The sequence below is a fragment of the Mesorhizobium escarrei genome (genome assembly GCF_935825525.1).
Classification (GTDB): Bacteria; Pseudomonadota; Alphaproteobacteria; order Rhizobiales; family Rhizobiaceae; genus Mesorhizobium; species Mesorhizobium escarrei.
Genome location: NZ_CAKXZT010000124.1, coordinates 251,060 through 274,630 on the forward strand (window position 1 = coordinate 251,060; position 23,571 = coordinate 274,630).

Consider the following 23,571-nt stretch of genomic DNA (forward strand, 5'->3'; position numbering starts at 1 on the left):
CAGGGAACGGAGCCGAACATGGCAGACGCTGCAGCTCACGACCACGACCACAAGCCGTATCATGGCTGGGTCCGGTGGGTATATTCGACCAACCACAAGGACATCGGCACGCTCTACCTGATCTTCGCGATCATGGCGGGCTGCGTCGGCGGTGCCCTTTCGGTCGTCATGCGCATGGAACTGCAGGAGCCGGGGATCCAGATTTTCACCGGCCTGGCGCAGATGGTCTACGGCTTGAACGCCGACGCCGCGCTCGACGGCGGCAAAAGCATGTACAATGCCTTCACCACCGCCCATGCGCTGATCATGATCTTCTTCATGGTGATGCCGGCGCTGATCGGCGGCTTCGCCAACTGGATGGTGCCGATCATGATCGGCGCGCCCGACATGGCGTTCCCACGCATGAACAACGTCTCGTTCTGGTTGCTGCCGCCGGCTTTCATCCTGCTGATCATCTCGGCCTTCGTGCCGAGTGCGCCTGGTGCCTACGGCGTCGGCGGCGGCTGGACGATCTATCCGCCGCTATCGACCTCGGGCCAGCCCGGACCGGCGATGGATCTTGCGATCCTGTCGCTGCACATCGCCGGCGCCTCATCGATCCTCGGCGCCATCAATTTCATCACCACCATCTTCAACATGCGCGCGCCTGGCATGACGCTGCACAAGATGCCGCTGTTCGCCTGGTCAGTGCTGATAACCGCTTTCCTGCTGCTGTTGTCGCTTCCGGTCCTGGCCGGCGGCATCACCATGCTTTTGACCGATCGCAACTTCGGCACCACCTTCTTCGCGCCGGACGGCGGCGGCGACCCGATCCTGTTCCAGCACCTGTTCTGGTTCTTCGGGCACCCCGAAGTCTACATCCTGATCCTCCCGGGCTTCGGCATCGTCAGCCACATCGTCTCGACCTTCTCCAAGAAGCCTATCTTCGGTTATCTTGGCATGGCCTATGCCATGGTCGCGATCGGTGCGGTCGGCTTCATCGTCTGGGCGCACCACATGTACACGACCGGCCTGTCGCTCGACACGCAGCGCTATTTCGTCTTCGCCACCATGGTTATTGCGGTGCCGACGGGCGTGAAGATATTCTCGTGGATCGCCACCATGTGGGGTGGGTCGATTTCACTCAAGACCCCGATGCTGTGGGCGATTGGCTTCATCTTCCTGTTCACCGTCGGCGGCGTTACCGGCGTCCAGCTTGCCAATGCTGGTCTCGACCGCCCGCTGCACGACACCTATTACGTGGTCGCGCATTTCCACTATGTGCTGTCGCTGGGCGCGGTCTTTGCCATCTTCGCCGGCTGGTACTACTGGTTCCCGAAGATGACCGGCTACATGTATTCGCCTGTCATTGCCAACACCCACTTCTGGGTCACCTTCGTCGGCGTCAACCTGGTCTTCTTCCCGCAGCATTTCCTCGGCCTCTCCGGCATGCCGCGCCGCTACATCGACTATCCGGATGCGTTTGCCGGCTGGAACATGGTGTCGTCCTACGGCTCGTATATTTCCGCCGTCGGCGTGGTGATCTTCCTTTATGGCGTGTTCGAGGCCTTCCAGAAGAAGCGGGTGGCCGGCGCCAACCCATGGGGCGAGGGTGCGACGACGCTCGAATGGCAGTTGCCTTCGCCGCCGCCCTTCCACCAGTGGGAACAGCTGCCGAAGATCAAATAGGCCTCTGCCTGGGAATACGGAACCGCCGGTGCGCCGGCGGTTTTGGCCAACGGAATGATGGACTTTAAGTACGCATGGCCCTTGTCGACGACACATTGACTGACGAACCGGGCTTTCGCATGTCGGAAGCGACGGCGGGCGATTTCTTCGCCCTGTTGAAGCCGCGCGTCATGTCGCTGGTGGTGTTCACCGCCTTTGTCGGCCTGGTCGCGGCACCCGTGACCATCAATCCGCTTCTGGCGGTGATCGCTATTCTGGCTATTGCCATTGGTGCTGGCGCGTCCGGCGCGCTCAACATGTGGTATGACGCCGATATCGATGCGGTGATGACCAGGACCGCCGGCCGTCCGGTGCCGGCCGGCCGCATCCGGCCAGGCGAGGCGCTGAGTTTCGGCCTGGTGCTGTCGGTGCTGTCGGTGATGACGCTCGGCGTGCTGGTCAATTGGTTGTCGGCCACACTCTTGGCCTTCACCATCTTCTTCTATGCCGTCGTCTACACGATGTGGCTGAAGCGCTGGACGCCGCAGAACATTGTCATCGGCGGTGCTGCCGGCGCCATTCCGCCGGTGATCGGCTGGGCCGCGGTGACCGGAACCGTCAGTCTGGAAAGCGTCGTCCTGTTCCTCATCATCTTTTTGTGGACGCCGCCGCATTTCTGGGCGCTCGCCCTCTTCAAGTCCGAGGACTATGCCAGGGCCGGCATACCGATGATGCCGAACGTCGCCGGCCAGGCTTCGACCCGACGCCAGATCTTTGCCTACGCGCTGATCCTTGCGCCGGTTGGCGTGCTGCCATGGCTGCTCGGTTTCACCACGCCCGCCTACGGCGTCTTTGCGGTGCTGCTGGGCGCCGGCTTCGTCTGGTATGCGTGGCTGGTGCTGCAGATGGCCGACGACGACCATGTCATGAAGCCGGCCAAGGCACTGTTCGGCTATTCGCTGCTCTACCTCTTTGCCATTTTCGCCGTCTACCTTGCCGACTGCGTTGTCGGGCGCGTGCTGGCCATGGGCGGAGCATGACCATGGCCGACAAGAAGCTTGAACTCGTCACGCTGACGGAGCGCCAGCAGAAGGCCCGGCGCAACCGCTCGGTAGCCATCGGCCTGGCACTGGCGGTGCTTGTCGTCATCTTCTATATCGCGACCGTCGTGAAATTCGGTCACAACCTCACCGGAACGATGTGAGGCTCAGATGAACCGCCAAACGGTGCCCCATCCTCAAAAGAAGAACACCAACCGCATCGTCGCCGGCGTGTGCATTGCCTTTTTCGGCGGCATGATCGGCATGGCCTATGCCGCGGTGCCGCTCTACGCGATGTTCTGCCAGGCGACCGGTTACGGCGGCACCGTGAAACGCGCAACGCAGCAATATGCCGACCGCGTGCTCGACCGCGATATCACCATCCGTTTCGACGCCAACACAGCCAGCGTGCCCTGGCAGTTCCAGCCGGTCGCCCGCTCGGTCACCATCAAGATAGGCGAGACGGCGCAGGCGCATTATAGCGCGACCAACAAGTTCGTCCGCGCCACCACCGCCCGCGCCACATTCAACGTGCAGCCGGAACTGGCAGGATCTTACTTCAACAAGGTCGAGTGTTTCTGCTTTACCGACACGACGTTGAAGCCTGGCGAGACGCTGGACATGACGGTCGTGTTCTATGTAGATCCCGACATCGTCAACGCGCCGGAGCTGAAGGACCTGAAGACGATTACCCTGTCCTACACGATGTTCCCGGTCGAGAAGAACGAGAAGACCAAGCCGGTGGCGTCTACAGTGCCGGCCGAAGGCACAAGCAACAAAGTTTCACATACCGAACGAAGCCTCGGGGGTTGATATGGCAGACGCGCACGCAAAACCGCAACATGACTACCATCTCGTCGACCCGAGCCCGTGGCCTTTCCTCGGCTCGGTCGGTGCGTTGGTCACCGCGATCGGCGGCGTCTGTTACATGCAGTATCTCAAGGGCGGCGATTTCCCGATCCTCGGCTTCAACATCGCCAATCCGTGGCTGTTCTTCATCGGCCTTTTGATCGTCATCTACACCATGTACGCCTGGTGGTCGGACACCATCAAGGAAGCGCATGAAGGCCACCACACGCATGTCGTGTCGCTGCATCTGCGCTACGGCATGATCATGTTCATCGCTTCCGAGGTGATGTTCTTCGTCGCCTGGTTCTGGGCTTTCTTCGACGCCAGCCTGTTTCCCGGCGAGGCACAGCAATATGCCCGCGCCGCCTTCACCGGCGGTGTCTGGCCGCCGAAGGGCATCGAGGTCCTCGACCCCTTCCACCTGCCGCTCTACAACACCGTCATCCTGCTTCTGTCGGGCACCACGGTGACCTGGGCGCACCACGCGCTGCTTCATGGCGATCGCAAGGGGCTGATCAACGGCCTGGTGCTGACGGTCGGTCTCGGCATCCTGTTCACCATGGTGCAGGCTTACGAATACATGCACGCGCCGTTCGGCTTCAGGGATTCGATCTACGGCGCCACTTTCTTCATGGCGACCGGCTTCCACGGCTTCCACGTCATCATCGGCACCATCTTCCTGCTGGTCTGCCTGGTCCGCGCGATGAAGGGCGACTTCACGCCAAAGCAGCATTTCGGCTTCGAGGCCGCCGCCTGGTACTGGCATTTCGTCGACGTGGTCTGGCTGTTCCTGTTCGCGTCGATCTATGTCTGGGCCTCGAGCGGTGCGGTCATCGAAGGCCACTGAAATCTTCTTGAGGAAATCGATGAGGCGGCTGCGGCGACGTGGCCGCCTTATCTTTTGGGGTGAAGGGCACTAAAGTATCGGAATGAGCGACGACAAGGCGATCTGGCCACCAATCGATCCGATTTCGGCTGGCCTGCACGGCCGCTGCCCGCGCTGCGGCGAGGGACAGCTGTTTTCCGGCTTCCTCACCGTCGGCAAACGCTGCGCCAATTGCGGCCTCGACTATTCCTACGCCGATGCCGGCGACGGTCCGGCGGTGTTCGTCATCCTGATCATCGGCTTCATCGTCGTCGGGCTGGCGCTGTGGATGGAGGTGACGCTGAATCCGCCGCTCTGGCTGCATTTCCTGCTTTGGATACCGCTGACGCTGGTGCTTTGCCTTGGGGCGCTGAGGCTGATCAAGGGTGTGCTCTTGACGCTGCAATACCGCAACAAGGCGGCGGAGGGCAGGCTGGACCTCGGCGAATGAGCACGACATCGGATTCACTCAGCCGTTCGCGGCCGAAGACGGCATTGCTGCTTGGCCTCGGCCTCGTGCTGTTCTTGATCCTGCTGGCGCTCGGCACCTGGCAGGTCCAGCGCCTGTACTGGAAAGAGGGTCTTCTCCAGACCATCGGCCAGCGCACGCATTCCGCGCCTGTGCCGTTGGCCGAGGTCGAAAAACGGTTCGCCGCCAGCGGCGATGTGGATTACACGCCGGTGACGGCATCAGGCACGTTCCTGCATCAAGGCGAGCGACATTTCTTCGCGACCTGGGAAGGCCAGTCCGGTTTCGATGTCTTCACACCCTTGCATCTGGAGGACGGCCGCTTCGTTCTGATCAATCGCGGCTTCGTGCCGTACGATCTCAAGGACGCTGCCAAGCGCCCGCAAAGCCAGGGTGCGGGCCAAGTGACGGTGGTGGGGCTCGCCCGTAATCCGCTGCCGGCAAAGCCCTCGATGATGCTTCCCGACAATGATCCGCAGAAAAACATCTTCTACTGGAAGGATCGCGACGCCATGGCGGCCAGCGCCGGTCTGCCGGCCGGCGCCGGGCTGGTGCCATTCATTATCGACGCGGACGCCACCCCGAACCCGGGTGGGCTGCCGGTCGGCGGCGCGACCGTCATCGACCTGCCGAACAGCCATTTGCAATACGCCGTCACCTGGTACGGCCTTGCCGCTGCCCTTGCCGGCGTCCTCATCTTCAGGCTTCGCTGGCCAGCGAAAGAAGAATGATCGCCACCGGCGCCCTTGACAGGGCAGGGGTGCGCACCTCATTTCGCGCCTTGAGTTCAAGACTTGAGTTCACGCTGCGACCAACCGGCCGGGAATCATGCTTCACACGACCACAAAGCCACCGCTGACGATAAGGCTCTGCCAGCCGCGCGGCTTCTGCGCCGGCGTCGACCGCGCCATCCAGATCGTCGTGCTGGCGCTGAAAAAATACGGCGCGCCGGTCTATGTTCGCCACGAGATCGTACATAATCGCTACGTCGTCGAGGGGCTGCAAAGCCTCGGTGCGGTGTTCATCGAGGAGCTCTCCGAGATACCGGCTGAGCATCGTCAGAGCCCGGTCGTCTTTTCGGCGCATGGCGTGCCGAAGTCGGTGCCGGCGGACGCCCAGGCGCGCAATCTCTTTTATCTCGACGCCACCTGCCCGCTGGTGTCGAAGGTCCACAAGCAGGCAATGCGCCATCAGCGGCTCGGCCGCCATGTGCTTCTGATCGGCCATGCCGGCCATCCGGAAGTCATCGGCACAATGGGGCAGTTGCCGGACGGCGCTGTCACCTTGATCGAGACCGAAGCCGACGCCGCGAATTTGGTGCCCGCCGACCCGCAGGCGCTCGGTTTCGTCACCCAGACGACGCTGTCGGTCGAGGACACCGCCGGCATCATTCGGGTGCTTAAGGATCGTTTTCCCGATTTGCATGCGGCGGCAGCGGAATCGATCTGCTACGCCACCACCAATCGCCAGGAAGCGGTAAAGGAGACCGCCGCGGGTGCCGATCTCTTCCTGATCGTCGGCGCTCCCAACTCCTCAAATTCGCGGCGTCTTGTCGAAGTGGCCGAACGCGCCGGCGCCTCGATGTCGCTTCTGGTGCAGCGGGCCTCCGAAATTCCATGGACCGACATCGCCGGAATCTCGACGCTCGGTCTGTCGGCAGGTGCCTCGGCGCCGGAAATCATCGTCGACGAGATCATCGACGCGTTCCGGCAGCGCTTCGACGTGACCATCGAGCTGGCGGTGACGGCGACGGAAACGGAGGATTTTCCGGTGATGCGGGTGCTGCGTGACGTCGAACTGACGGCGGCCGACATGGCCTTCGTCAACGGAGCCCCGTGAACAGCCCATGGCAGTCTACACCGACGTTAACGAAGGCGAGCTCGGCGCGTTCCTGAAGGCCTATCCGGTCGGCGATCTCCTGTCCTACAAGGGCATCGCCGAAGGCACCGAGAACTCGAATTTCCTGCTGCACACGACCAGCGGCTCCTACATACTGACGCTCTACGAAAAGCGCGTCGACAAGGCCGACCTGCCGTTCTTCCTCGGCCTCATGAGCCATCTCGCCAGGAAGGGTATTTCCTGCCCGCTTCCGGTGACCGGGCATGATGGCGCCGTCATCGGAACGCTTGCCGGCCGGCCGGCGGTCATCATCACCTTCCTCGAAGGCCTTTCGCTGCGGCGGCCGACATCAGGGCATTGCGGCGAGGTCGGCAAGGCGCTGGCGGCGCTGCATCTCGCCGGCGCCGACTTTCCGATGACCCGTCCGAATGCCCTTGCCATCGATGGCTGGCGCAAGCTGTGGAGCGCCGCTCGCTTTCGCGCCGACGAGGTCGAGCCGGGACTGGCCGCCGAGGTCGATGCCGACTTCGCCGATTTCGAGCGGAACTGGCCGAAGGGCCTGCCGGAAGGCATCATCCATGCCGATCTTTTCCCGGACAATGTCTTCTTCCTCGGCGAGAAACTGTCGGGGCTGATCGACTTCTATTTCGCCTGCAACGATCTCTACGCCTATGATGTCGCCACCTGCCTCAATGCCTGGTGCTTCGAGAAGGATTTTTCCTTCAACCTGACCAAGGGCACGGCGCTGCTTGCCGGCTACCAAAGCGTGCGGCCCTTGAGCGGCGAAGAGCAAGCTGCGCTGCCAATGTTGGCGCGCGGCGCGGCGCTGCGCTTCATGCTGACCCGGCTTTACGACTGGCTGACCGTTGCCAACGGCGGGCTGGTCATGAAACGCGACCCGACCGAATATATCAGGCGGATGCGTTTCCACCGGGCGATCAAATCTCCTTCCGAATACGGACTGACATGACCAAGCGCGTCGAAATCTTCACCGATGGTGCCTGTTCGGGCAATCCGGGGCCTGGCGGCTGGGGGGCTGTCCTGCGCTTCAAAGGCGTCACGAAGGAACTGTCGGGCGGCGAGGCTGACACCACCAACAACCGCATGGAACTTTTGGCCGCCATCTCGGCGCTCAATGCGCTGAAAGAACCCTGTGCGGTCGATCTTTATACCGACAGCAACTATGTCAAGGACGGCATTTTCAGCTGGATCGACGGCTGGAAGCGCAACGGCTGGAAGACCGCTGCCAGGCAACCGGTGAAGAATGCCGAGCTGTGGCAGGCGCTCGACGAAGCGCGCAACCGTCATCAGGTGATCTGGCACTGGGTCAAGGGCCATGCCGGCCATCCGGAGAACGAGCGTGCCGACGAGCTGGCGCGGCTCGGCATGGCGCCGTTTAAGAAAGGCCCAATCAAGGCCTCGACGCCGAAGCCAGATCCGCAGTCGAAGCAGCCGGCGGTCGCAAAGCCACGGCGCTCGACCCAGAGTTATTGAATTCCCGCTGCGGGTCCGCTCTGGCAGGACGACCCTATCATGCCGATCGCATACTACATCACGCATCCCCAGGTTCGGATCGATGCCAATGTTCCAGTGCCGGAGTGGGGACTATCCGACATCGGGCGAGCGAGAACGTCTGCAATGCTCGATCAGCCGTGGGTTCGGTCGATTCGGCGCATCGTGTCATCGGGTGAACGCAAGGCGATGGAAACCGCCGAGATACTCGGAAGGCATCTCCGCCTTGAGGTCGAGGTGAGGGAACGGATGCATGAGAATGACCGATCGGCAACCGGTTTCCTACCGCCTGCGGAGTTCGAAGCGGTCGCGGACCAATTCTTCGCCAATTCGTACAGCAGCATTCGCGGATGGGAGCGGGCTATCGATGCTCAGCATCGTATACTGAGCGAGGTAGACACTGTGCTCGGAACAGATGACGCCGCCGACGTTGCTTTCGTGGGCCACGGAGATGTCGGAACGCTTCTGCTGCTTTCTCTCGGCGGCCGGGAGATCAGCCGCGAGGCGGATCAGCCAGCGGGCGGCGGGAACTATTTCGCGTACGATATCCGCGCGCGTCGCGTAGTCCACGGATGGCGGCCGATCGACAGGCTGGCGCAGCACCGCGACGATTAATTTGGCTACCGGATCAGCAGCGCCGTGCCGAAAAGTCCGAGCGCGAACACAGTATGCGACACGAGGTTGAGGGCGCGGATCTGCATCGGGTTGGGGCGCTTTGACGCGGCCCAGCCGGCGCCCATGCCGGGCGCCAGCAGGAACCATCCGGCGCCTACGGTGACGATGCCGAGGATGAAGGCCGGCAGGAAAGTCGGCGCGGCCAGCCATGCCGCTCCCGCCAAAACGGCCAGAATGATGCCGTAGACGATGCCGACAAAATAGTGGAAGGCCCAGCCCAGCGCCGATTCATGCGCATAGGGTGCTGCCTCGCCGATATCGTCATGGAAGACCTTGCCGTCCCTCAGGTGCCAGACCCAGCGACCAACCAGTCCCCAGTTCGGTCGTGGCTGAGCAAACACCGTATTCAGGAAAATCGCCCAGAGGTCCATGAGCGCCGTGGCGCCGATGCCGATCGCCACAGCGCGCCAGAAGTGGTCAAACATCATTGAGGTCCCATAAAGGAGGCAATTCCGATTAGCCAGCGCACGAGCCCGAAACCGGAAACGGTTTTGGTGGGATGATGCGGCTCACAAGTTTTGGATCGTTCTTGCACGCCCAATTGGACGCGCAGCTGCCGAAACAAGCGTGATCCTCAGGCCAAAGGAGCGTGAAAACCTTGGCCTATGCTGTCGTCAAAACCGAAAGCTGTCCGAGAATGTGAGCAGCACCGGATTCATCAACGCCGGGCTTTGTCTCGACATTGATCGCGGTGACCTTGCCATCGACGACGATCATCGAAAACCGCTTCGAGCGCAGCCCCATGCCACCGCCGGAAAGGTCGGCGTCAAGACCGATCGACTTGACGAAATCGCCATTGCCGTCGGCAAGATAGAGGATCTTGCCTTCACCGCCGCTGAAGCGGGCCCAGGCGCCCATCACGTGAACATCGTTGACGGCGACGACCGCGATGGTGTCGACGCCGCGCGCCAGGATGGCGTCGTAATTGTCCAGATAGCCGGGCAGATGGTTGTTGGAGCAGGTCGGCGTGAAAGCGCCGGGAACAGCGAACAGCACCACCTTCTTTCCCGAGAAAATCTCGGCCGTCGTGATCGCTTTTGCGCCGTCGGCAGTCATCGTCTTGAACGTCGCTTGGGGCAGTTTGTCGCCAACGGCAATCATCATCGTGGTCCTCGTTTGACAAATGGAAGGGAGTGTCCTTGCGATAGCGAATTCAGCCGTTCCCCGCAACTGTCGGGGAGGCTGGAGCAAAGGATCTTCGACCTGAACATCCTTTGCTCGGGATCAAGGGAACGGTAGCAGGCCTTCGACGGCGCCGGCCGCAGTTGTCAGCGTGTAGTAAAGCCCGCCATCCGTCGGCGTCGTCGTCGGCCTGTCGAGGATCGGCACGGTAAACACCAGCTTGCCGCCCTTTTCGCTGCGGGCCGGCACGCCGAACATGTAGTCCCGCTCACCGGCGACGAAGAAATCCGCTGCTTCGGGATTGCCCGGAAAGCTCGCCTCGACAATCAGTGTCTCGCGGTTGCCCGCCAGGATATTGACGCCGAAATCGGGTCTTGCGGGAGCAGGCAGCGTTGCAAGGGCCGCCTTCACCAAAGCGGCGTCCTCGACGTTGTCCGGATCGGAGCCCGGATCGATGGTCAGCTTCGTTTGCACCGGGATGCAGATCGTCTCACAAATTCCGAGAAAGATATCGGCCTCGATGACGGCCGGCTCGTTCGGCGCCGACAGCGTGAACGTTACCGGCAGCGAAACCGGATGGTCATAGCCGGCCCATTTGCCGGAGCCGTCGTCGTGGCGCTGGGGTGGCGGAAACGAAAACGTCGCGCTGGCAATGTTGGTGCTGGCCGAGATGTCGATTTGCGGCGGCACGCCCGCGTCGCCCGGATCGCGCCAGTAGGTTTTCCAGCCAGGCTTGAGCGAAATATCGAGGACGCCATGGATGCGCCCGGCTGTGTCGGGCTTGCCGCTGGTCACAAGGCGTACTTTGCCGCCTTCGCTATCATACCAGATCGACGAGGATGCTGCGGCGGGAAGACCGGTTCCACATCCAACAGCGGCGCTGAGCAGAAGGACTTTCAAGCTTTGCATGGCGGTGATTTGAGCGTCCGTTCATGGCTGCGCAATGACTTCGTGGCGTCGCTGTTATCATATTTGCGTGACCTCGGGCACAGCTTTGCGTGACCTCGGGCACAGCTTTGCGTGCCTTTGATGCACATCTGCGACCAAATCGCGCGCGGCGCATCTTTTCGGCGCTCCAGAAACGCGTTACGCTCCCCCTCATGGACTTGTTGCGCCACAAGAAGATGGCTGCGGGACGCGGCTTTCTCGACGACCAGTTCCTGATTGCCATGCCCGGCATGAAGGACGACCGCTTTACGCGCTCCGTCATCTATATTTGCGCGCACAGCGACGAAGGCGCGATGGGCCTGGTCATCAACCAGACACAGCAGATGCTGTTTCCGGATCTGCTCGTGCAACTCGGCATCATGAACGAACAGGAGGCGATCCGCTTGCCCGCGCAGGCCCGCGACTTCGTCGTCCGCAACGGTGGACCGGTGGACCGCAGCCGCGGCTTCGTCCTGCATTCGGGCGACTACCGGGTGGAATCGTCGCTGGCCGTCTCCGACGACATTTGCCTGACCGCGACCGTCGACATATTGCGCGCCATTTCGTCGGGCCGCGGGCCTCGGCACGCGCTGATGGCGCTCGGCTATTCGGGCTGGGGCGCCGGTCAGCTGGAAAGCGAAATCGCCGAGAACGGTTGGCTGACCTGCCCGGCAAATGCGGAGCTTCTGTTCGATACCGACATCGAGCGCAAATACGACCGGATTCTCGCTTCGATCGGCATCGACCTCGCGCATCTCAGCCTGGCCGCCGGTCACGCCTAGGGGTGAAAACCCGATACCTGGCTGGTTACCGCCGCATTGCCATCGCCAGCCGTTTGCCCAGATCGTAGACGAGATTCTCGAAACCCGACGTCCAGGACAGGTCAGCCTCTTTCACGCGCGTTTCGACATCGCTGTATTTGCCGATGCGGGCTTCCAGGAAGGAGCGCAGGCGCTGGTGAAACTGGCCGACGGTGAGCTGTTTTCCCTCGGCCTTGAAGATCGCAGTATTGAAGCGTGCCGCCTTGGGGAAGATTTTGCTGGCCGTGGCATTGGGCTTCTCATCGGCATTCGACAGGAGCGCTGCTGCCCCGTTGGTGCCAAGGAAATGGGGGAGGTAGAGATCCTTTTCATCCATGGCCTTCTCAAGACGAGCTTCGATGCGTTGCTTGGCCGCGAGAAGGTTCTTGGCTGCAAGTGCCGCCGACAGATAGGGATCGCGCCTGAATTCAAGGATGCGCTGTTCTTCGGCCTTGTCCTCGACGAAATGGTATTCGCGTTTGCCATCGGGGCGGGTCCGGATCAGTTCCGCTTCGTCGCCCAGGCCGAATTCTGCACCGTACCTCTTCACCGCCTCGAGCCATGTCTGGTCGAGGAATTGCATAAGACCGAGCGCCGACCCTTTGGACGGGCGATTGTTGATGTCGAAGGAGGATTCCTTCTCGGCGATCGCAAAAAGCGTATCGGCAGGAAATTGGGTGTCCTTGGCTGCACGCAGAATCTCGCTGGCGATGTACTGCGACACCTTGTATTCGCCGAACTCGTGCACCGACATGCCGTCGATGATCTGTTCCGCGCCTTCGGAAAGGATGGAGACGGTGCCCTTCAACGCGTCGGCCAGTGTGCCTTCTCCCTTGCTTCGGGAGGTCGACGTGGTGCCCGGATCGATGATGTCGAACTCGGGCGCGGCCGAGGGGAAACTCAGAGCGGAGTATGGAACAGCAGTGGCAACTGCGGCTTCGGTCACTCCGTTGACCAGGACTCCCGAATAGACCGGCCATGGCATGGCCGCCACTGTCGCCGCCAGGCCAAGCCCCGCGATCGTTTTCGACAAAGGCCGTCCGCCCGAAAGGATGACGCCTCCGCAAGCAAAGAATTCAAATGTCCTTTGGAGTGACGCCAGGTCCCCCTCCGTTCCTTGTCTAGCCGCCCAGATACTTTGGGGCAGATCTATTTCCAACGTTGAGCCGTCAACGTCGAAAAAGACAAGAAGAACGGTCAGTGCTTCATTTAGCTAGTCATGGATAATGGCGGCACAATGGCCACAGTGCGGCAAAATAATTCGAAATGTAAAACAAGCGGATTTTAATCGAGGGCTGCGTAGCCGATGCGTTGCTTGTGAAGCCTCTCGATTGCGAGCAGAAATTTCCCTGGGGTGGTCTGCCCTCGACCGCAGCGGGGCAATCCTTTCGGTTCCCGAACGGAAGATTGTGCATGAGCAGTCATTCTCGGCACAATACTCGATCGAACGAGTTCTCCGTTGGTGAGAGATCATTTAGCCTTTGGCTGTCGCCAGATTGGTGCTGAGCTCGAAGGCTAGTCCCGACCCATTGCTATACGGCTGCAGCACGGGCGCACTCTCGCTCACGATCGCCTCAACGACGCGCTTGCGTTCCTGATCGCCCAATTCCTTGGCTAAGGAACTCATCCCGACCAGCGCCATCGTATTCAAATGCAGGAAAGGTACGCTTTCCCCGAAATGGATGGTGCACGAAACAATCCTCGATCGGACCGCGTGGAAACCGGCGTCTCGCAGCAGCGCCTCAAGTGGAGCCGCTTCCCCGAAGCTGTACCGTTGATCGGCGATGGCGCCCAAATGGCGCTCCGCGACGCGGCGCAGTTCGCGAAAGAACGGGATTTCGTCGTCCGGGCGCCACGTGGCGATCGCCAGCCTACCACCCTTCGCCAGCGCGCTACGCATCTGCGCCGCCGCCGCTGGTTTGTCAGGAAAGAACTGCAGTCCTTGCTGGCAGACGACCACGTCGAACGTCTCACCACTACGCAGAGGCAACTCGCCGGCATTTCCCTGGCGCCAGTCGATGGCTGGTTCTACAGCCCGCGCCACGGCAAGCATGTCCGCGCTGATGTCGACGCCGACGATATATCCGGCTTCACCGAGCCGCTCTCTCGCAACGCGCGCCACTATTCCTGTTCCGCAAGCGATATCGAGTAGGCGATCGCCCGAAGACAATTCCAGCTCGTCAAGAGCCATCTCGGCCCATGGACGGAAGAGAGGGCCGACGAGCGACCGCTCGTACATCTCCGGGAAACTTACCTGGTTCATTGCGTAGCTGGGCAAGGTCATGATCGTCCTCCCTCAAATTTCCATCTGACCATTGTGAGCCTTCACCCGCGCTAGATCCAACGGGACAACCACCCATCGCACCTGAACAATCTATGCGGCTTTCGGGCAGTCAGGCTCGCATAGGCGAAGCGGCCGAAGAATGAGGGTCCGCGCCTCGCGTTTCGAGGATCCGCAAGGCGGGATCAGGCTCGGCAACGTGGCCCGGACTTCAGGGGTTGCTTTCAGCCGTTTTCAACCGTCTGTTGCGAGCAGGGCGCATGACTATGGCAGATCTACTCCACCGGCACCAGCAGGTGCTCGTAAGGCGCGTCGGCCACATTTGGCGCCATAAAATGACGTTTTGCATCGACGAGAAGCGAAAACCCTTCAGCGGCCTTTGGACCAGCAGCCAGAGCGCTCCGCCGGGATGGCAACACTCTTCGCATCACGCGGCTTCGCCGCGTGCAAGGGCCGCCGCCTGCTCCAGACTCACGCCCTTGACAAGGGGGTCGGCGTGCCGATGCACCAAGCGCCATTCCGCCTCTTCGCGGCGATAGACTAGGGTAACCCGCAGCGGCCAATCCTGGGCTGGCAGACCGCCGACCTCGACGTGCGGGCGTTCAATGATCGCGAGGACCACCATGTCGGCGCAACCATAGGCTTGAAGAAGCTCGTGCTCGAAGGTGCCGTTCTTGAAAAAGCGGCCCATCGCCTCGATCCGCTCGGCAGTCAGTTCAGAAGCCCGCGTGGGCTTTCCGCCGAATGGAGACATCAACGTGAAGTCCTCGGTATGTGGGATCACCTCGTAGTACTTCGTTATCTCCCCACGCATCAGCGCCGAATTTGCTTCCGCAGAACGCTCGACGAGATCGGCAACCGTCTGGTCTATAGCAGGCTCCTCAAGAGCCTGTGCCGAGGCTTTCGTTAATCTTGCAGTTTCTGACAATGCCACGCCAGCGCTTGCCGCGGCGAGAAGGGAACGTCGTGATACTGGCATGCGGGTGCTCCTGCATCTGTTTCCGATGCGAAGCGCGCCTTGCGCTGCTCCGCTTGCTCAGGAGATCGCACTTCAATGAGGCTGAATCCAGTGATATGATTTCATCGATATGCTGAACAGAATTGACCTATCCCGCGCAGACCTCAACCTCCTACCTAGCGACACTCAATCGCTGCGCATTTTGGGGGACATGCACTGGTCGTTCTGTTTGAGATCGTGCACGACGAGCGCCATGTAGGCCGGGTGGCCGAAAAGTTGAATCTGACGCCTTCGGCAGTCAGCCATCGGCTAGGGATTGCGCCGCCTTCTTCCTGAATAGGATCGTACCGGTCCAAGGAACACCAGGCGGCAGAAGGCATCTCAAATCAGCATAGCTCACGCCTCAGCAATAAACACCTAGCCTGGCCAATCGAACGTCTGGGCAGCTCGGACCATTGCCGCCGTCGCCGGGCTATAGGGCCGGCCCGGAACGCTAGCCAGGGACACCGTGCGTGCCACCGCGGGTTCGATCAGCGGACGCTGCAAAAGTTCAGGCGATGTCACCGAATATTCAGGCATGAAGGCGAAGCCGATCCGCGCCAGCACCATTGATTGGATCCAATCCTCGCGCTCGGAACGAAAGCGGGCATAAAGGCTGACGTTTCTTTCCCGGCACACACCCATTACCAGGTCCCGCATTTCGCAGGACAGACGATCGACATAGGGTTCTTGAGAGAGATCGACCAACTTGATTGCATTGAGGCTCGCAAGCCGGTGATCCGGCGCGAATACGACGACGTAACGCTCACTGTAGAGATCATGGACACGGAACGCCGCTCCCAATCCCTCCAGCGGATTGAGAACGGCAAGATCGAGATCGCCTTGCTCAAGCCTGTTCTTCAGTTCCTGAACGCTCGCCTCGCTAACTTCAAGCTCGACGCCATGATAGTCGCGCTGGAACTTTGCGAGGAACCGGGCGAGTTTCACATGGCCGATGGTCGACATGACGCCGAGGCGGATCGGCACCTGGTTGAGCAGCCTGAAATTGTCGGCAAGCGTTCTGGTTGCGTGGGCCTCCTGCATGATCTGCTGAAGATGCGGCAGAATGGAGCGCCCGAACTCACTCAGGAGGACGCGCTTTCCCTCGCGGTGGAACAACGGCGCGCCAAGCTCATCCTCGAGCGTCTTGACCGCTTTGGTGAGCGCCGGTTGAGACACATTGCAATCGGTGGCGGCCTTGGTGAAGTTCAGCATCTTCGCGGCGGCAAGCACGTAGCGGACCTGAAACATCTCCATGGCGAGCCCTCCCGAGGCGGTTCCATGAAACGGCATTGTAATCCTTTCATCGATAACTGTCGGCTATCGATCGATAGAAAAAATGTCGTTCTCTTCCGCCCGCCGCTGCATTCAACTCCTGTGGTCACTGTTCACAGGAGGAGATCTGGAAATGACTGTCTATATGGTGGAACGCGATCTCAAGGGCATCAGCATGGATGCTCTGGGAGATGCGCAGAAGGCGGCGATCAGCAAAGCCGCCGAGATGACCTCCAACGGCACCGACATCAGGTACCTGCGCTCGACCTTCGCACCGGAGGACGGGCGCTGCATGTGCCTGTTTGACGCTGATTCCGATGTCGACGTGAAGCGTCTAAACGACGATGCGGGGCTGCCCTATCACAGAATCGTGCCGGCGCTCGATCTTACCCCATAGAGCGGCGCGACCGGGCTCGTGATGACTATCCGGGCCCGGTGTTCTTGCGGAGTTATTCAGCGCGCCAGTTTGATCTTGGAACGACGCAAGGGCCAAGACGTTCGTGCTGCATCCGCCAGCCACACGCTTGTCGTTGCCAGGAGTCGGAACATGTTTGGCAATTCGGGCACCATTCCTCTGCCTCGCCCGCTTGAGCGTTGTGTGGATACTCTTGCGAAGTCGTTCATGCGCCAGCGGCTCGGATCGCAGATGGACTTCTCGACCCCGCAGGGGGAGCCGGCGCTGTTGCCGCCCAACTCGGTGTCGTGGCGTATTTTCAAGAACCCGGTTGCGATGTTCATCGGCGGGGTTACGGCGGTGCTGCTGGAATTGGCAGAGCCGCGGGTTCGTGACGCCATTTGGCAGCACAGCACATTCCGCTCCGACGCGCTCCGACGATTGCAGCGTACTGGCCTCGCTGCCTTGGTCACGGTCTACGGCCCCCGGACCAAGGCCAAGGCCATGATTGAAGGCGTGGTCAGGACGCATGGGCGCGTTTCAGGGCAAACCAGCGAAGGCGAGCCATACCACGCCACCGACCCGGAGTTGCTGGACTGGGTGCAAGCGACGGCCGGGTTCGGTTTCATGGAGGCCTATCACGTCTATGTGCATCGTCTGCATTCTTTCGAACGGGATGCGATGTTTGCCGAGGCTCGCCCCGTCGCGCTTCTCTATGGTGCGGTTGACGCGCCCACGTCGCAGGCCGAGCTTTACGCGCTGTTCGACGTGATGAGGCAAAGACTCGTCGCATCGCCGATCGTCTTGGAATTCCTGCAGATCATGGAAGACGTTCCCGCCTTGCCGGGAGTGGCTCAACCGCTTCAGCGGCCATTTCTGAAGGCGGCTGTCGAGATCCTGCCCCGCTGGGTCCGCAAGCGGATGGCACTAGGCGATCGCTGGACATTGAAGCCGTGGGAGCGCGCTTTTGTGAAGACCACGGCTGCAATCTGCGAGAGCATCGTGCTCCCTTCATCTCCGGCCGTTCAATCGTGCCGTCGCCTCGGCCTTCCCGAGAACTATCTCTATCGCCGACAGAAGGCACCCAGAACACGAGCAGTACGGTCGCGATCATGCGGGTCATCAATTTGATGCCCGCATAAGGGAAAGCGACGCAGGCTGTCGGAAGTGCTCCGCTGGAAGCCGCCCAGGAAGTTCCCTCCCGATCCTATTCAGGGCGTCGCGAGGCCGGTCCCGCGACGGGCCGCATCGACGCTCCACGCGCCGCCTCCTGCGAAAAAGAAGTACAGGAAAATGAAGCAGTAGAGGATCGACGCGTCGCCCTGGTTGACAACCGGAAAGAAGTTTTGCGGTGCATGCGCCATAAAATAGGCGACCGCCATGTTGCCGGACAGAATGAACGCGACGGGCCGGGTGAAGAGTCCGAGGGCAAGCAGCGCGCCTCCGATCAGCTCGATCAATCCCTGAATCACAACAAGCCCCGACAGTTGCATCGGCTCGGGAGCGGGCGGAAAGTTGAAGAACTTTTGAGTTCCGTGCTCCAGAAACAGCAGCGCCGACATGATCCTCACGACGCTTAGCCACACCGGAGCCCAGGCAGAAATCTTGTCGAAACTCATCAGTTGGCCTCCATCATGACCCGGTGATTCCGCCAGCAGGCTGAATTATCGCTGGATCTGCTCTTCGCACCGATTTCGCGAAGAGGGTATGATGCACAGCGCGAGCCGTAAACCATACTCCCAGTTCACAGTCGCGTGACATCCGGTCGTACTATTGATGGAGTGCCGAGCCGCGGGAACCTTGCCGATGCGCTGCCTCCGCAAGTGACGAGCGCCGACGAGGCGGGTGGGACTAGCAGGTCGCGCCACTCCACAAGCAAAACCGCCAAAGCGAATGCCCTTCGTCAGGACCGCGCTTCGAGTGGCCCCGCCCTCCAACGTCCGCTTCCGTCTGCAGCACCGGTCCCTGCGGACGTCGGCTATAGGCCCGTTCTCTGCCAATCCAGGGTACCAATCGCCAAGCTCATGTCGCCCAAAATGGGCAGCGGTTTTGCGACAACGACATAAACAAGATCAAGCCCGAGTCAGCGGATACTGTTCCTTCAGCGTCCTCAGCACCTGATCGCCGGGCATCGGCGCGCCGAACATGAAGCTCTGCACATATTCGCAGCCCATCTGGCGAAGTTCGAGCGCATCGCTTTCATCCGAAATGCCCTCGGCCACGACCGAAAGGCCGAGTTCATGCGCCATGTTGACCATCGATTTGAGCAGCACCGCGCGCTTCGGTGTCGTGTCGTCGACAAAGCTCTTGTCGATTTTGATCGTGTCGAAGGGAAAGCGCGTCAGATAGGCCAGCGATGAATAGCCGGTGCCGAAATCGTCCAGCGACAGGCCGATGCCAAGCTTCTTCAGCTTGTTCAGTACATGGGCTGTCTGCTCGGGATTGTCCATCACCAGCGATTCGGTGAGCTCGAGCCGGAAGCAGCGCGGCTTCAGATTGGCCCGCGCGATCACCGAGCGAACGTCGCTGACCAGATCGCGGCGGATGAGCTGTCGGCTGGACAGGTTGACCGAAACCGACAGCGGCGCGTCGCCGATCTGCTTTTGCCATCCCGCCAGATCTTCGGCGGCCTGTTGCATGGCGAACAAGCCAAGCTGCACGATCAGGCCGCAACTCTCGGCGACCGGGATGAAATCGCCCGGCGGGATCATGCCGCGACGCGGATGGTCCCAGCGCAAAAGCGCCTCGAAGCCGGCAACGCTGCCGTCTTCCAGCCGCACGATGGGCTGGTAGGCGAGTGTGAACTCGCGCCGTTCGATGGCGCGGCGCAGGTCGGACTCGAACTGCAGCCGGTCGGTGCCGACGGTGCGGAAGGCGGGCCGGAACGGCTCGATCCTGTCGCCGCCGAAACGCTTGGCCTGGTGCATGGCAAGCTCGGCGTCCTTGACCATGTCCTCGGCCGAACTCTGCGCCGAGGTCCAGGTGACCAGACCGATCGAGGCGGTCAGCACAATCTCGCGCTTGGCAAAGGTAATCGGATTGTTGATCGCATGCTTGATGGCATCGGCAACGGCTGCGATGCGGGCCGGGTCCTGCTCGGAAAGCAGCATCAGCGCGAACTGGTCGCCGGCAAAGCGCGACAGCGAATCCTTCGGCTTGAGCAGCCGGTGCAGCCGGCGCGCAACAGTGAGCAGGATGGTATCTCCGGCCGAAATGCCGAGCCCGTCATTGACCTGCTTGAACCGGTCGATGTCGATGACGAAGACGGTGGGACGGACCTTCTCTTCCGTGCGCGCGATCGAGATGATCGCCTCCAGCCGGTTCATAAGCAATTCCCGGTTCGGTAGGCCGGTCAGATTGTCGTGCACGGCATCGTGCAACAGCCTCTCCTCGGACTTCTTCTGCTCCGTCACGTCGACCATGGTGCCGACGCAGCGGATGACCTCACCGTCCGATCCGATCACCGGCCGGGCCCGCAGCGAAAACCAGTGATAGTGCCCGTCGGCGCCGCGCAGGCGGAAATCCTGCGACACCCGGCCGCGCCGGTGCTCGAGCACCACGTCGAGCGTGGTGCGGAACGTGTCGCGGTCGTCGGCATGAAGTACCGGCAGCCAGTTGCGGGCAGCGCCGCCCAGGCTGTCGGGCGCAAGGCCAAGCTGGATGCTGACATCCGGCTTGGTGACGACGCGGTCGCGCATCACGTCCCAGTCCCACACCGTGTCGCCCGATCCGGCAACGGCCAGCGCCTGCCGTTCGAGATCGGAGAACAGGCCCTGATGCAGCGCACCGCCGGAAAAGGCGTGCTGCATGACGGTAAAGCCGATCAGCAGGATGATCAGGATCAGCCCGCCGCCCAGTGCCGGCTGGGCGATGTCGTTGTCGAGCATGCCGGTGATCGCCATCCACGACCCGCATAGCCACAACAGGACCATGACCCAACTGGGCACCAGCATGATGGCGCGGTCGTAGCCGCGTATGCCGAGGAAGATGATCAGGCCGAGGCCGGTCAGCGCGGTGGCGGCGAAGGACAGCCTGGCGATGCCGGCGGCGACCGCTGGGTCGACGATTGCAACGCCGGCGATCAGCAGCAGCCCCAGAATCCAGACCAGCGCGCCGTAGCTGAAATGGCCGTGCCATCGGTTAAGGTTGAGATAGGCGAACAGGAACACCACGAAGGTCGCCGCAAGCGCCACCTCCGTTCCGGCCCGCCACATCTGCTCGTTGCCGGGCGATATTTCCAAAACCTTGTTGAGAAAGCCGAAATCGATGCAGATATAGGCGAGCACCGCCCAGGCGAGTGCTGCGGTTGCCGGGAACATCGAGGTCCCCTTGACGACGAAAAGGATGGTCAGGAACAGCGCCAGGAGGCCGGCGATGCCGATGACGATGCCGCGAAACAGCGTGTAGGAATTGACCGAATCCTTGTAGGATTCCGGCTCCCAGAGATAGACCTGCGGCAGTTTGGGCGACGCCAGTTCGGCAATGAAGGTGATCACCGTTCCGGGGTTCAGCGTCACCCGGAACACATCAGCATCGGGGCTGCTCTGGCGGTCGAGCGCGAAGCCCTCGCTGGGCGTGATCGCGGCAATGCGGGTCGAGCCGAGATCCGGCCAGAAGATGCCGGAATTCACCAGCCGGAAATGCGGTGCGACGATCAGCCTGTCGAGCTGCTGGTCGGTGGTGTTGGCAAGCGCGAACACCGCCCAGTCGCCGGTCGAGCGCGCATCATTGGCCTCGACCTCGATGCGCCGCACGATGCCGTCCGGTCCCGGAGCAGTCGACACCTGAAAATTCTCGCCCTGGTTGCGGTAGATTTCGACGGCGCCCGAAAGGTCGAGCGCCACATCGTCGCGGGCAATCTTGATCGGTTCGACGGCGAAGGCCGAGGACGCCGCGCAGAGCACGACGATTGCCGTCAGCACAAAGGCGAACAACGACCCGATTCGCAGGAAATTCGTCAAAATCAGTCCTTCGTTTCTGCGCCCGGCGGATCGTCCTCGATCCGGGCGTAGAGGTAGTGGTCCTGCCAGATGCCGTTGATCCTGAGATAGGATCGGAGAAGTCCTTCGCGCCGGAATCCGGCTTTTTCAAGCACGCGGATCGACCGGGCGTTGTCGGGAATACAGGCAGCTTCGATCCGGTGCAACCTCAGCGTATCGAAGGCGAAGCGCGTCACCACCTTGACCGCGTCGGTCATCAGGCCACGGCCGCTGTAGCGCTCGCCGATCCAGTAGCCGATATGGCCGCTTTGCGCGACGCCGTGGCGGATATTGCCGAGTGTGATTCCACCGACAAGCTTGCCGTTGCCTTTTTCGAAGATGAAGAAGGCAATGGCCGTTCCCTGCGCATAGTCTTCGCGATAGCGGCTGAGGCGATGCCGCCAGGCCGTGCGGTCGAGCTCGTCGGGGTTCCAGCGCGGCTCCCACGGCTCCAGGAAGGCGCGGCTTTCCCCGCGCAGCACCGACCATTCACGGTAGTCGTTGGTCAGCGGCACGCGCAGCGTGACCCGGTCACCCTTCAGTGCCGGCAGGTCACGGCGAAAGAAAGGGAGCGCGAACATGACGCTTTGATGGACTTAGCCGGCGAGCTTTCGGGCCGTGGTCTGCGTGCCCGCAAGCGACTCGAGAACCGCCTCATAGGGAGCGAGCGTGCCCACCGGTCCGACGGCAGTCAGCGTCGGCTTGGTCGAAAACAGCCGTGACGACAGGTCCGTCAACCGCTCGACCGTCAGCGCCGACAGCCGTTCCATCAGCTCTTCCTTGGCGATCGGCCGGCCGAACAGAAGCATTTGCCGGGCGATCTGCGAGGCGCGGCTGGCTGGGCTTTCGGCAGACATGATCAGGCCGGCGCGGTACTGGGCGCGTGCCCGGTCGAGTTCCTCCTGCAGGATGTTCTCGCCGACCTTCTGCAACTCGCCGATGACCACCGGCACCAATTCGGCGATGTCGCTCTGCCCGGTCGCGGCATGGACGCCGAATATGCCGGTATCGGAAAAACCCCAGTGGAAGGCATAGACCGAATAGCACAGCCCGCGCTTTTCGCGGACCTCCTGGAAAAGACGCGATGACATGCCGCCGCCAAGGATCATCGACAGAACCTGCGAGGCGTAGAAGTCGCGTACATGATAGGCGCGGCCCTCGAACCCCAGCACGATCTGCGCGTCCATCAGGTCGCGGTCCTCGCGGAAATCGCCGCCGACATATTGCGCATATTGCGGCATGGTGTTGTCGGACTTGCTGCGGAAACCGCCGAGATGCTTCTCGACCTCGCGCACGAAATTGTCGTGCTTGATGTCGCCGGCGGCAACGACCACCATGCGCTCGGCGCCATATTGCCGTTCGATGAATTTGTGCAATTGCTTCGAGGTGAAGGATTTGACGGTTTCCGGCGTGCCGAGGATGGAGCGGCCGATCGTCTGGTGGCGGAAGGCCGTCTCGGTGAAGTGGTCGAAGACGACGTCGTCGGGTGTATCGTGTGCGGCGCCGATCTCCTGCAGGATCACATGCTGCTCGCGCTCCAGCTCCTGCGGGTCGAACTCGGAATCCTGCAGGATGTCGGACAGGATATCGACGGCCAGGGGCACGTCGTCGCTCAACACCCTGGCATAATAGGAGGTGGTCTCGACACTGGTGGCGGCATTGATCTCGCCGCCGACATCCTCGATTTCGGAGGCGATCTCGAAGGCGCTGCGCCTTCTGGTTCCCTTGAACGCCATGTGTTCAAGCAGGTGGGCCATTCCGTGCTCTTCGCTACGCTCATTGCGGGCGCCTGATTTGATCCAGGCGCCAAGAGCGACGGATTCGAGGCTTGGAAGGGTTTCGGTGGCGACTGTCAGGCCGTTCGACAGACGGCTTACCTCAACACCCATATAGCTGATAC

25 protein-coding genes and 1 pseudogene are annotated in these 23,571 nt (G+C 61.4%); 15 read left to right on the forward strand and 11 right to left on the reverse strand.

Annotated features, from left to right (window positions below; translation table 11 throughout):
* Positions 1–18 precede the first annotated feature (18 nt).
* The 11 genes from ctaD to NMG80_RS15625 all read left to right on the forward strand — a co-directional run bounded on the left by ctaD (position 19) and on the right by NMG80_RS15625 (position 8,836).
* Complete coding sequence (gene ctaD, locus NMG80_RS15575) at positions 19–1,668, forward strand: cytochrome c oxidase subunit I (RefSeq protein ID WP_254018901.1); 1,650 nt, start codon at positions 19–21, stop codon at positions 1,666–1,668.
* 74 nt (positions 1,669–1,742) lie between these two features.
* Positions 1,743–2,687, forward strand: a complete 945-nt coding sequence (locus NMG80_RS15580) for a heme o synthase (protein WP_254018902.1) — start codon at positions 1,743–1,745, stop codon at positions 2,685–2,687.
* Positions 2,684–2,851, forward strand: coding sequence for a cytochrome c oxidase system small membrane protein (locus NMG80_RS15585; protein WP_023799323.1), 168 nt, complete (start codon positions 2,684–2,686; stop codon positions 2,849–2,851). Before NMG80_RS15580 ends, NMG80_RS15585 begins: the two co-directional genes overlap by 4 nt.
* Before the next feature lie 7 nt (positions 2,852–2,858).
* Positions 2,859–3,500 carry a cytochrome c oxidase assembly protein gene (locus NMG80_RS15590; protein ID WP_254018903.1) on the forward strand — a complete coding sequence of 214 codons (642 nt, stop codon included), beginning with the start codon at positions 2,859–2,861 and terminating at the stop codon, positions 3,498–3,500.
* Between the two features lies 1 nt (position 3,501).
* The gene (locus tag NMG80_RS15595) at positions 3,502–4,383 is read left to right on the forward strand and encodes a cytochrome c oxidase subunit 3 (RefSeq protein WP_254018904.1); all 882 of its coding nucleotides are present in this window, start codon (positions 3,502–3,504) and stop codon (positions 4,381–4,383) included.
* 82 nt (positions 4,384–4,465) lie between these two features.
* Entirely contained in the window at positions 4,466–4,852 is a 387-nt protein-coding gene (locus NMG80_RS15600; protein WP_095492400.1) for a DUF983 domain-containing protein, read from the forward strand.
* Entirely contained in the window at positions 4,849–5,601 is a 753-nt protein-coding gene (locus NMG80_RS15605) for an SURF1 family protein (RefSeq protein WP_254018905.1), read from the forward strand. The genes NMG80_RS15600 and NMG80_RS15605 overlap by 4 nt, the downstream gene beginning before the upstream one ends.
* Before the next feature lie 97 nt (positions 5,602–5,698).
* The gene (gene ispH, locus NMG80_RS15610) at positions 5,699–6,709 is read left to right on the forward strand and encodes a 4-hydroxy-3-methylbut-2-enyl diphosphate reductase (protein ID WP_254018906.1); all 1,011 of its coding nucleotides are present in this window, start codon (positions 5,699–5,701) and stop codon (positions 6,707–6,709) included.
* A gap of 7 nt (positions 6,710–6,716) precedes the next feature.
* Entirely contained in the window at positions 6,717–7,679 is a 963-nt protein-coding gene (locus NMG80_RS15615) for a homoserine kinase (protein WP_254018907.1), read from the forward strand.
* Entirely contained in the window at positions 7,676–8,203 is a 528-nt protein-coding gene (gene rnhA / locus NMG80_RS15620; RefSeq protein WP_254018908.1) for a ribonuclease HI, read from the forward strand. The genes NMG80_RS15615 and rnhA overlap by 4 nt, the downstream gene beginning before the upstream one ends.
* 39 nt (positions 8,204–8,242) lie before the next feature.
* Entirely contained in the window at positions 8,243–8,836 is a 594-nt protein-coding gene (locus tag NMG80_RS15625; protein WP_254018909.1) for a histidine phosphatase family protein, read from the forward strand.
* Positions 8,837–8,841: 5 nt separating this feature from the next.
* Here NMG80_RS15625 and NMG80_RS15630 read toward each other — a convergent pair whose 3' ends face one another.
* The 3 genes from NMG80_RS15630 to NMG80_RS15640 form a co-directional block, all read right to left on the reverse strand.
* Entirely contained in the window at positions 8,842–9,321 is a 480-nt protein-coding gene (locus tag NMG80_RS15630) for a DUF2938 domain-containing protein (protein WP_128245673.1), read from the reverse strand.
* Between the two features lie 178 nt (positions 9,322–9,499).
* Positions 9,500–10,000: a peroxiredoxin gene (locus NMG80_RS15635; RefSeq protein WP_254018910.1), complete on the reverse strand. Its 501-nt coding sequence runs from the start codon at positions 9,998–10,000 to the stop codon at positions 9,500–9,502.
* 120 nt (positions 10,001–10,120) lie between these two features.
* Positions 10,121–10,927 carry a protein-disulfide reductase DsbD domain-containing protein gene (locus tag NMG80_RS15640; RefSeq protein ID WP_254018911.1) on the reverse strand — a complete coding sequence of 269 codons (807 nt, stop codon included), beginning with the start codon at positions 10,925–10,927 and terminating at the stop codon, positions 10,121–10,123.
* Between the two features lie 191 nt (positions 10,928–11,118).
* On the opposite strand from NMG80_RS15640, the gene NMG80_RS15645 reads away from it, so the two are divergent.
* The gene (locus NMG80_RS15645) at positions 11,119–11,727 is read left to right on the forward strand and encodes a YqgE/AlgH family protein (protein WP_023799312.1); all 609 of its coding nucleotides are present in this window, start codon (positions 11,119–11,121) and stop codon (positions 11,725–11,727) included.
* Between the two features lie 25 nt (positions 11,728–11,752).
* Here NMG80_RS15645 and NMG80_RS15650 read toward each other — a convergent pair whose 3' ends face one another.
* The 3 genes from NMG80_RS15650 to NMG80_RS15660 all read right to left on the reverse strand — a co-directional run bounded on the left by NMG80_RS15650 (position 11,753) and on the right by NMG80_RS15660 (position 15,005).
* The gene (locus NMG80_RS15650) at positions 11,753–12,778 is read right to left on the reverse strand and encodes a transglycosylase SLT domain-containing protein (protein WP_254018912.1); all 1,026 of its coding nucleotides are present in this window, start codon (positions 12,776–12,778) and stop codon (positions 11,753–11,755) included.
* A 441-nt stretch (positions 12,779–13,219) separates the two neighbouring features.
* Positions 13,220–14,029, reverse strand: a complete 810-nt coding sequence (locus tag NMG80_RS15655; RefSeq protein WP_367185956.1) for a class I SAM-dependent methyltransferase — start codon at positions 14,027–14,029, stop codon at positions 13,220–13,222.
* A 424-nt stretch (positions 14,030–14,453) separates the two neighbouring features.
* Entirely contained in the window at positions 14,454–15,005 is a 552-nt protein-coding gene (locus NMG80_RS15660; RefSeq protein WP_254018913.1) for a nuclear transport factor 2 family protein, read from the reverse strand.
* Between the two features lie 109 nt (positions 15,006–15,114).
* Between NMG80_RS15660 and NMG80_RS15665 the strand changes: the two are divergent.
* Positions 15,115–15,299: pseudogene (locus NMG80_RS15665) on the forward strand (helix-turn-helix domain-containing protein); the annotation flags it as partial.
* 102 nt (positions 15,300–15,401) lie between these two features.
* On the opposite strand, the gene NMG80_RS15670 reads toward NMG80_RS15665, so the two are convergent.
* Positions 15,402–16,280, reverse strand: coding sequence for a LysR family transcriptional regulator (locus tag NMG80_RS15670; protein ID WP_167391349.1), 879 nt, complete (start codon positions 16,278–16,280; stop codon positions 15,402–15,404).
* A 151-nt stretch (positions 16,281–16,431) separates the two neighbouring features.
* Between NMG80_RS15670 and NMG80_RS15675 the strand changes: the two genes are divergently transcribed.
* Both NMG80_RS15675 and NMG80_RS15680 read left to right on the forward strand, forming a co-directional pair.
* Complete coding sequence (locus NMG80_RS15675; protein ID WP_436798619.1) at positions 16,432–16,695, forward strand: DUF4242 domain-containing protein; 264 nt, start codon at positions 16,432–16,434, stop codon at positions 16,693–16,695.
* A 150-nt stretch (positions 16,696–16,845) separates the two neighbouring features.
* Positions 16,846–17,823 carry an oxygenase MpaB family protein gene (locus NMG80_RS15680; RefSeq protein WP_254018915.1) on the forward strand — a complete coding sequence of 326 codons (978 nt, stop codon included), beginning with the start codon at positions 16,846–16,848 and terminating at the stop codon, positions 17,821–17,823.
* 80 nt (positions 17,824–17,903) lie between these two features.
* On the opposite strand, the gene NMG80_RS15685 is transcribed toward NMG80_RS15680, so the two are convergent.
* The 4 genes from NMG80_RS15685 to NMG80_RS15700 all read right to left on the reverse strand — a co-directional run bounded on the left by NMG80_RS15685 (position 17,904) and on the right by NMG80_RS15700 (position 23,560).
* Positions 17,904–18,311, reverse strand: coding sequence for a DoxX family protein (locus NMG80_RS15685; protein ID WP_254018916.1), 408 nt, complete (start codon positions 18,309–18,311; stop codon positions 17,904–17,906).
* Positions 18,312–18,764: 453 nt separating this feature from the next.
* Complete coding sequence (locus NMG80_RS15690) at positions 18,765–21,653, reverse strand: EAL domain-containing protein (RefSeq protein ID WP_301943360.1); 2,889 nt, start codon at positions 21,651–21,653, stop codon at positions 18,765–18,767.
* 2 nt (positions 21,654–21,655) lie between these two features.
* Positions 21,656–22,252: a GNAT family N-acetyltransferase gene (locus tag NMG80_RS15695; RefSeq protein ID WP_192360732.1), complete on the reverse strand. Its 597-nt coding sequence runs from the start codon at positions 22,250–22,252 to the stop codon at positions 21,656–21,658.
* 15 nt (positions 22,253–22,267) lie between these two features.
* Positions 22,268–23,560, reverse strand: coding sequence for a M16 family metallopeptidase (locus tag NMG80_RS15700; RefSeq protein ID WP_254018917.1), 1,293 nt, complete (start codon positions 23,558–23,560; stop codon positions 22,268–22,270).
* Positions 23,561–23,571 lie beyond the last annotated feature (11 nt).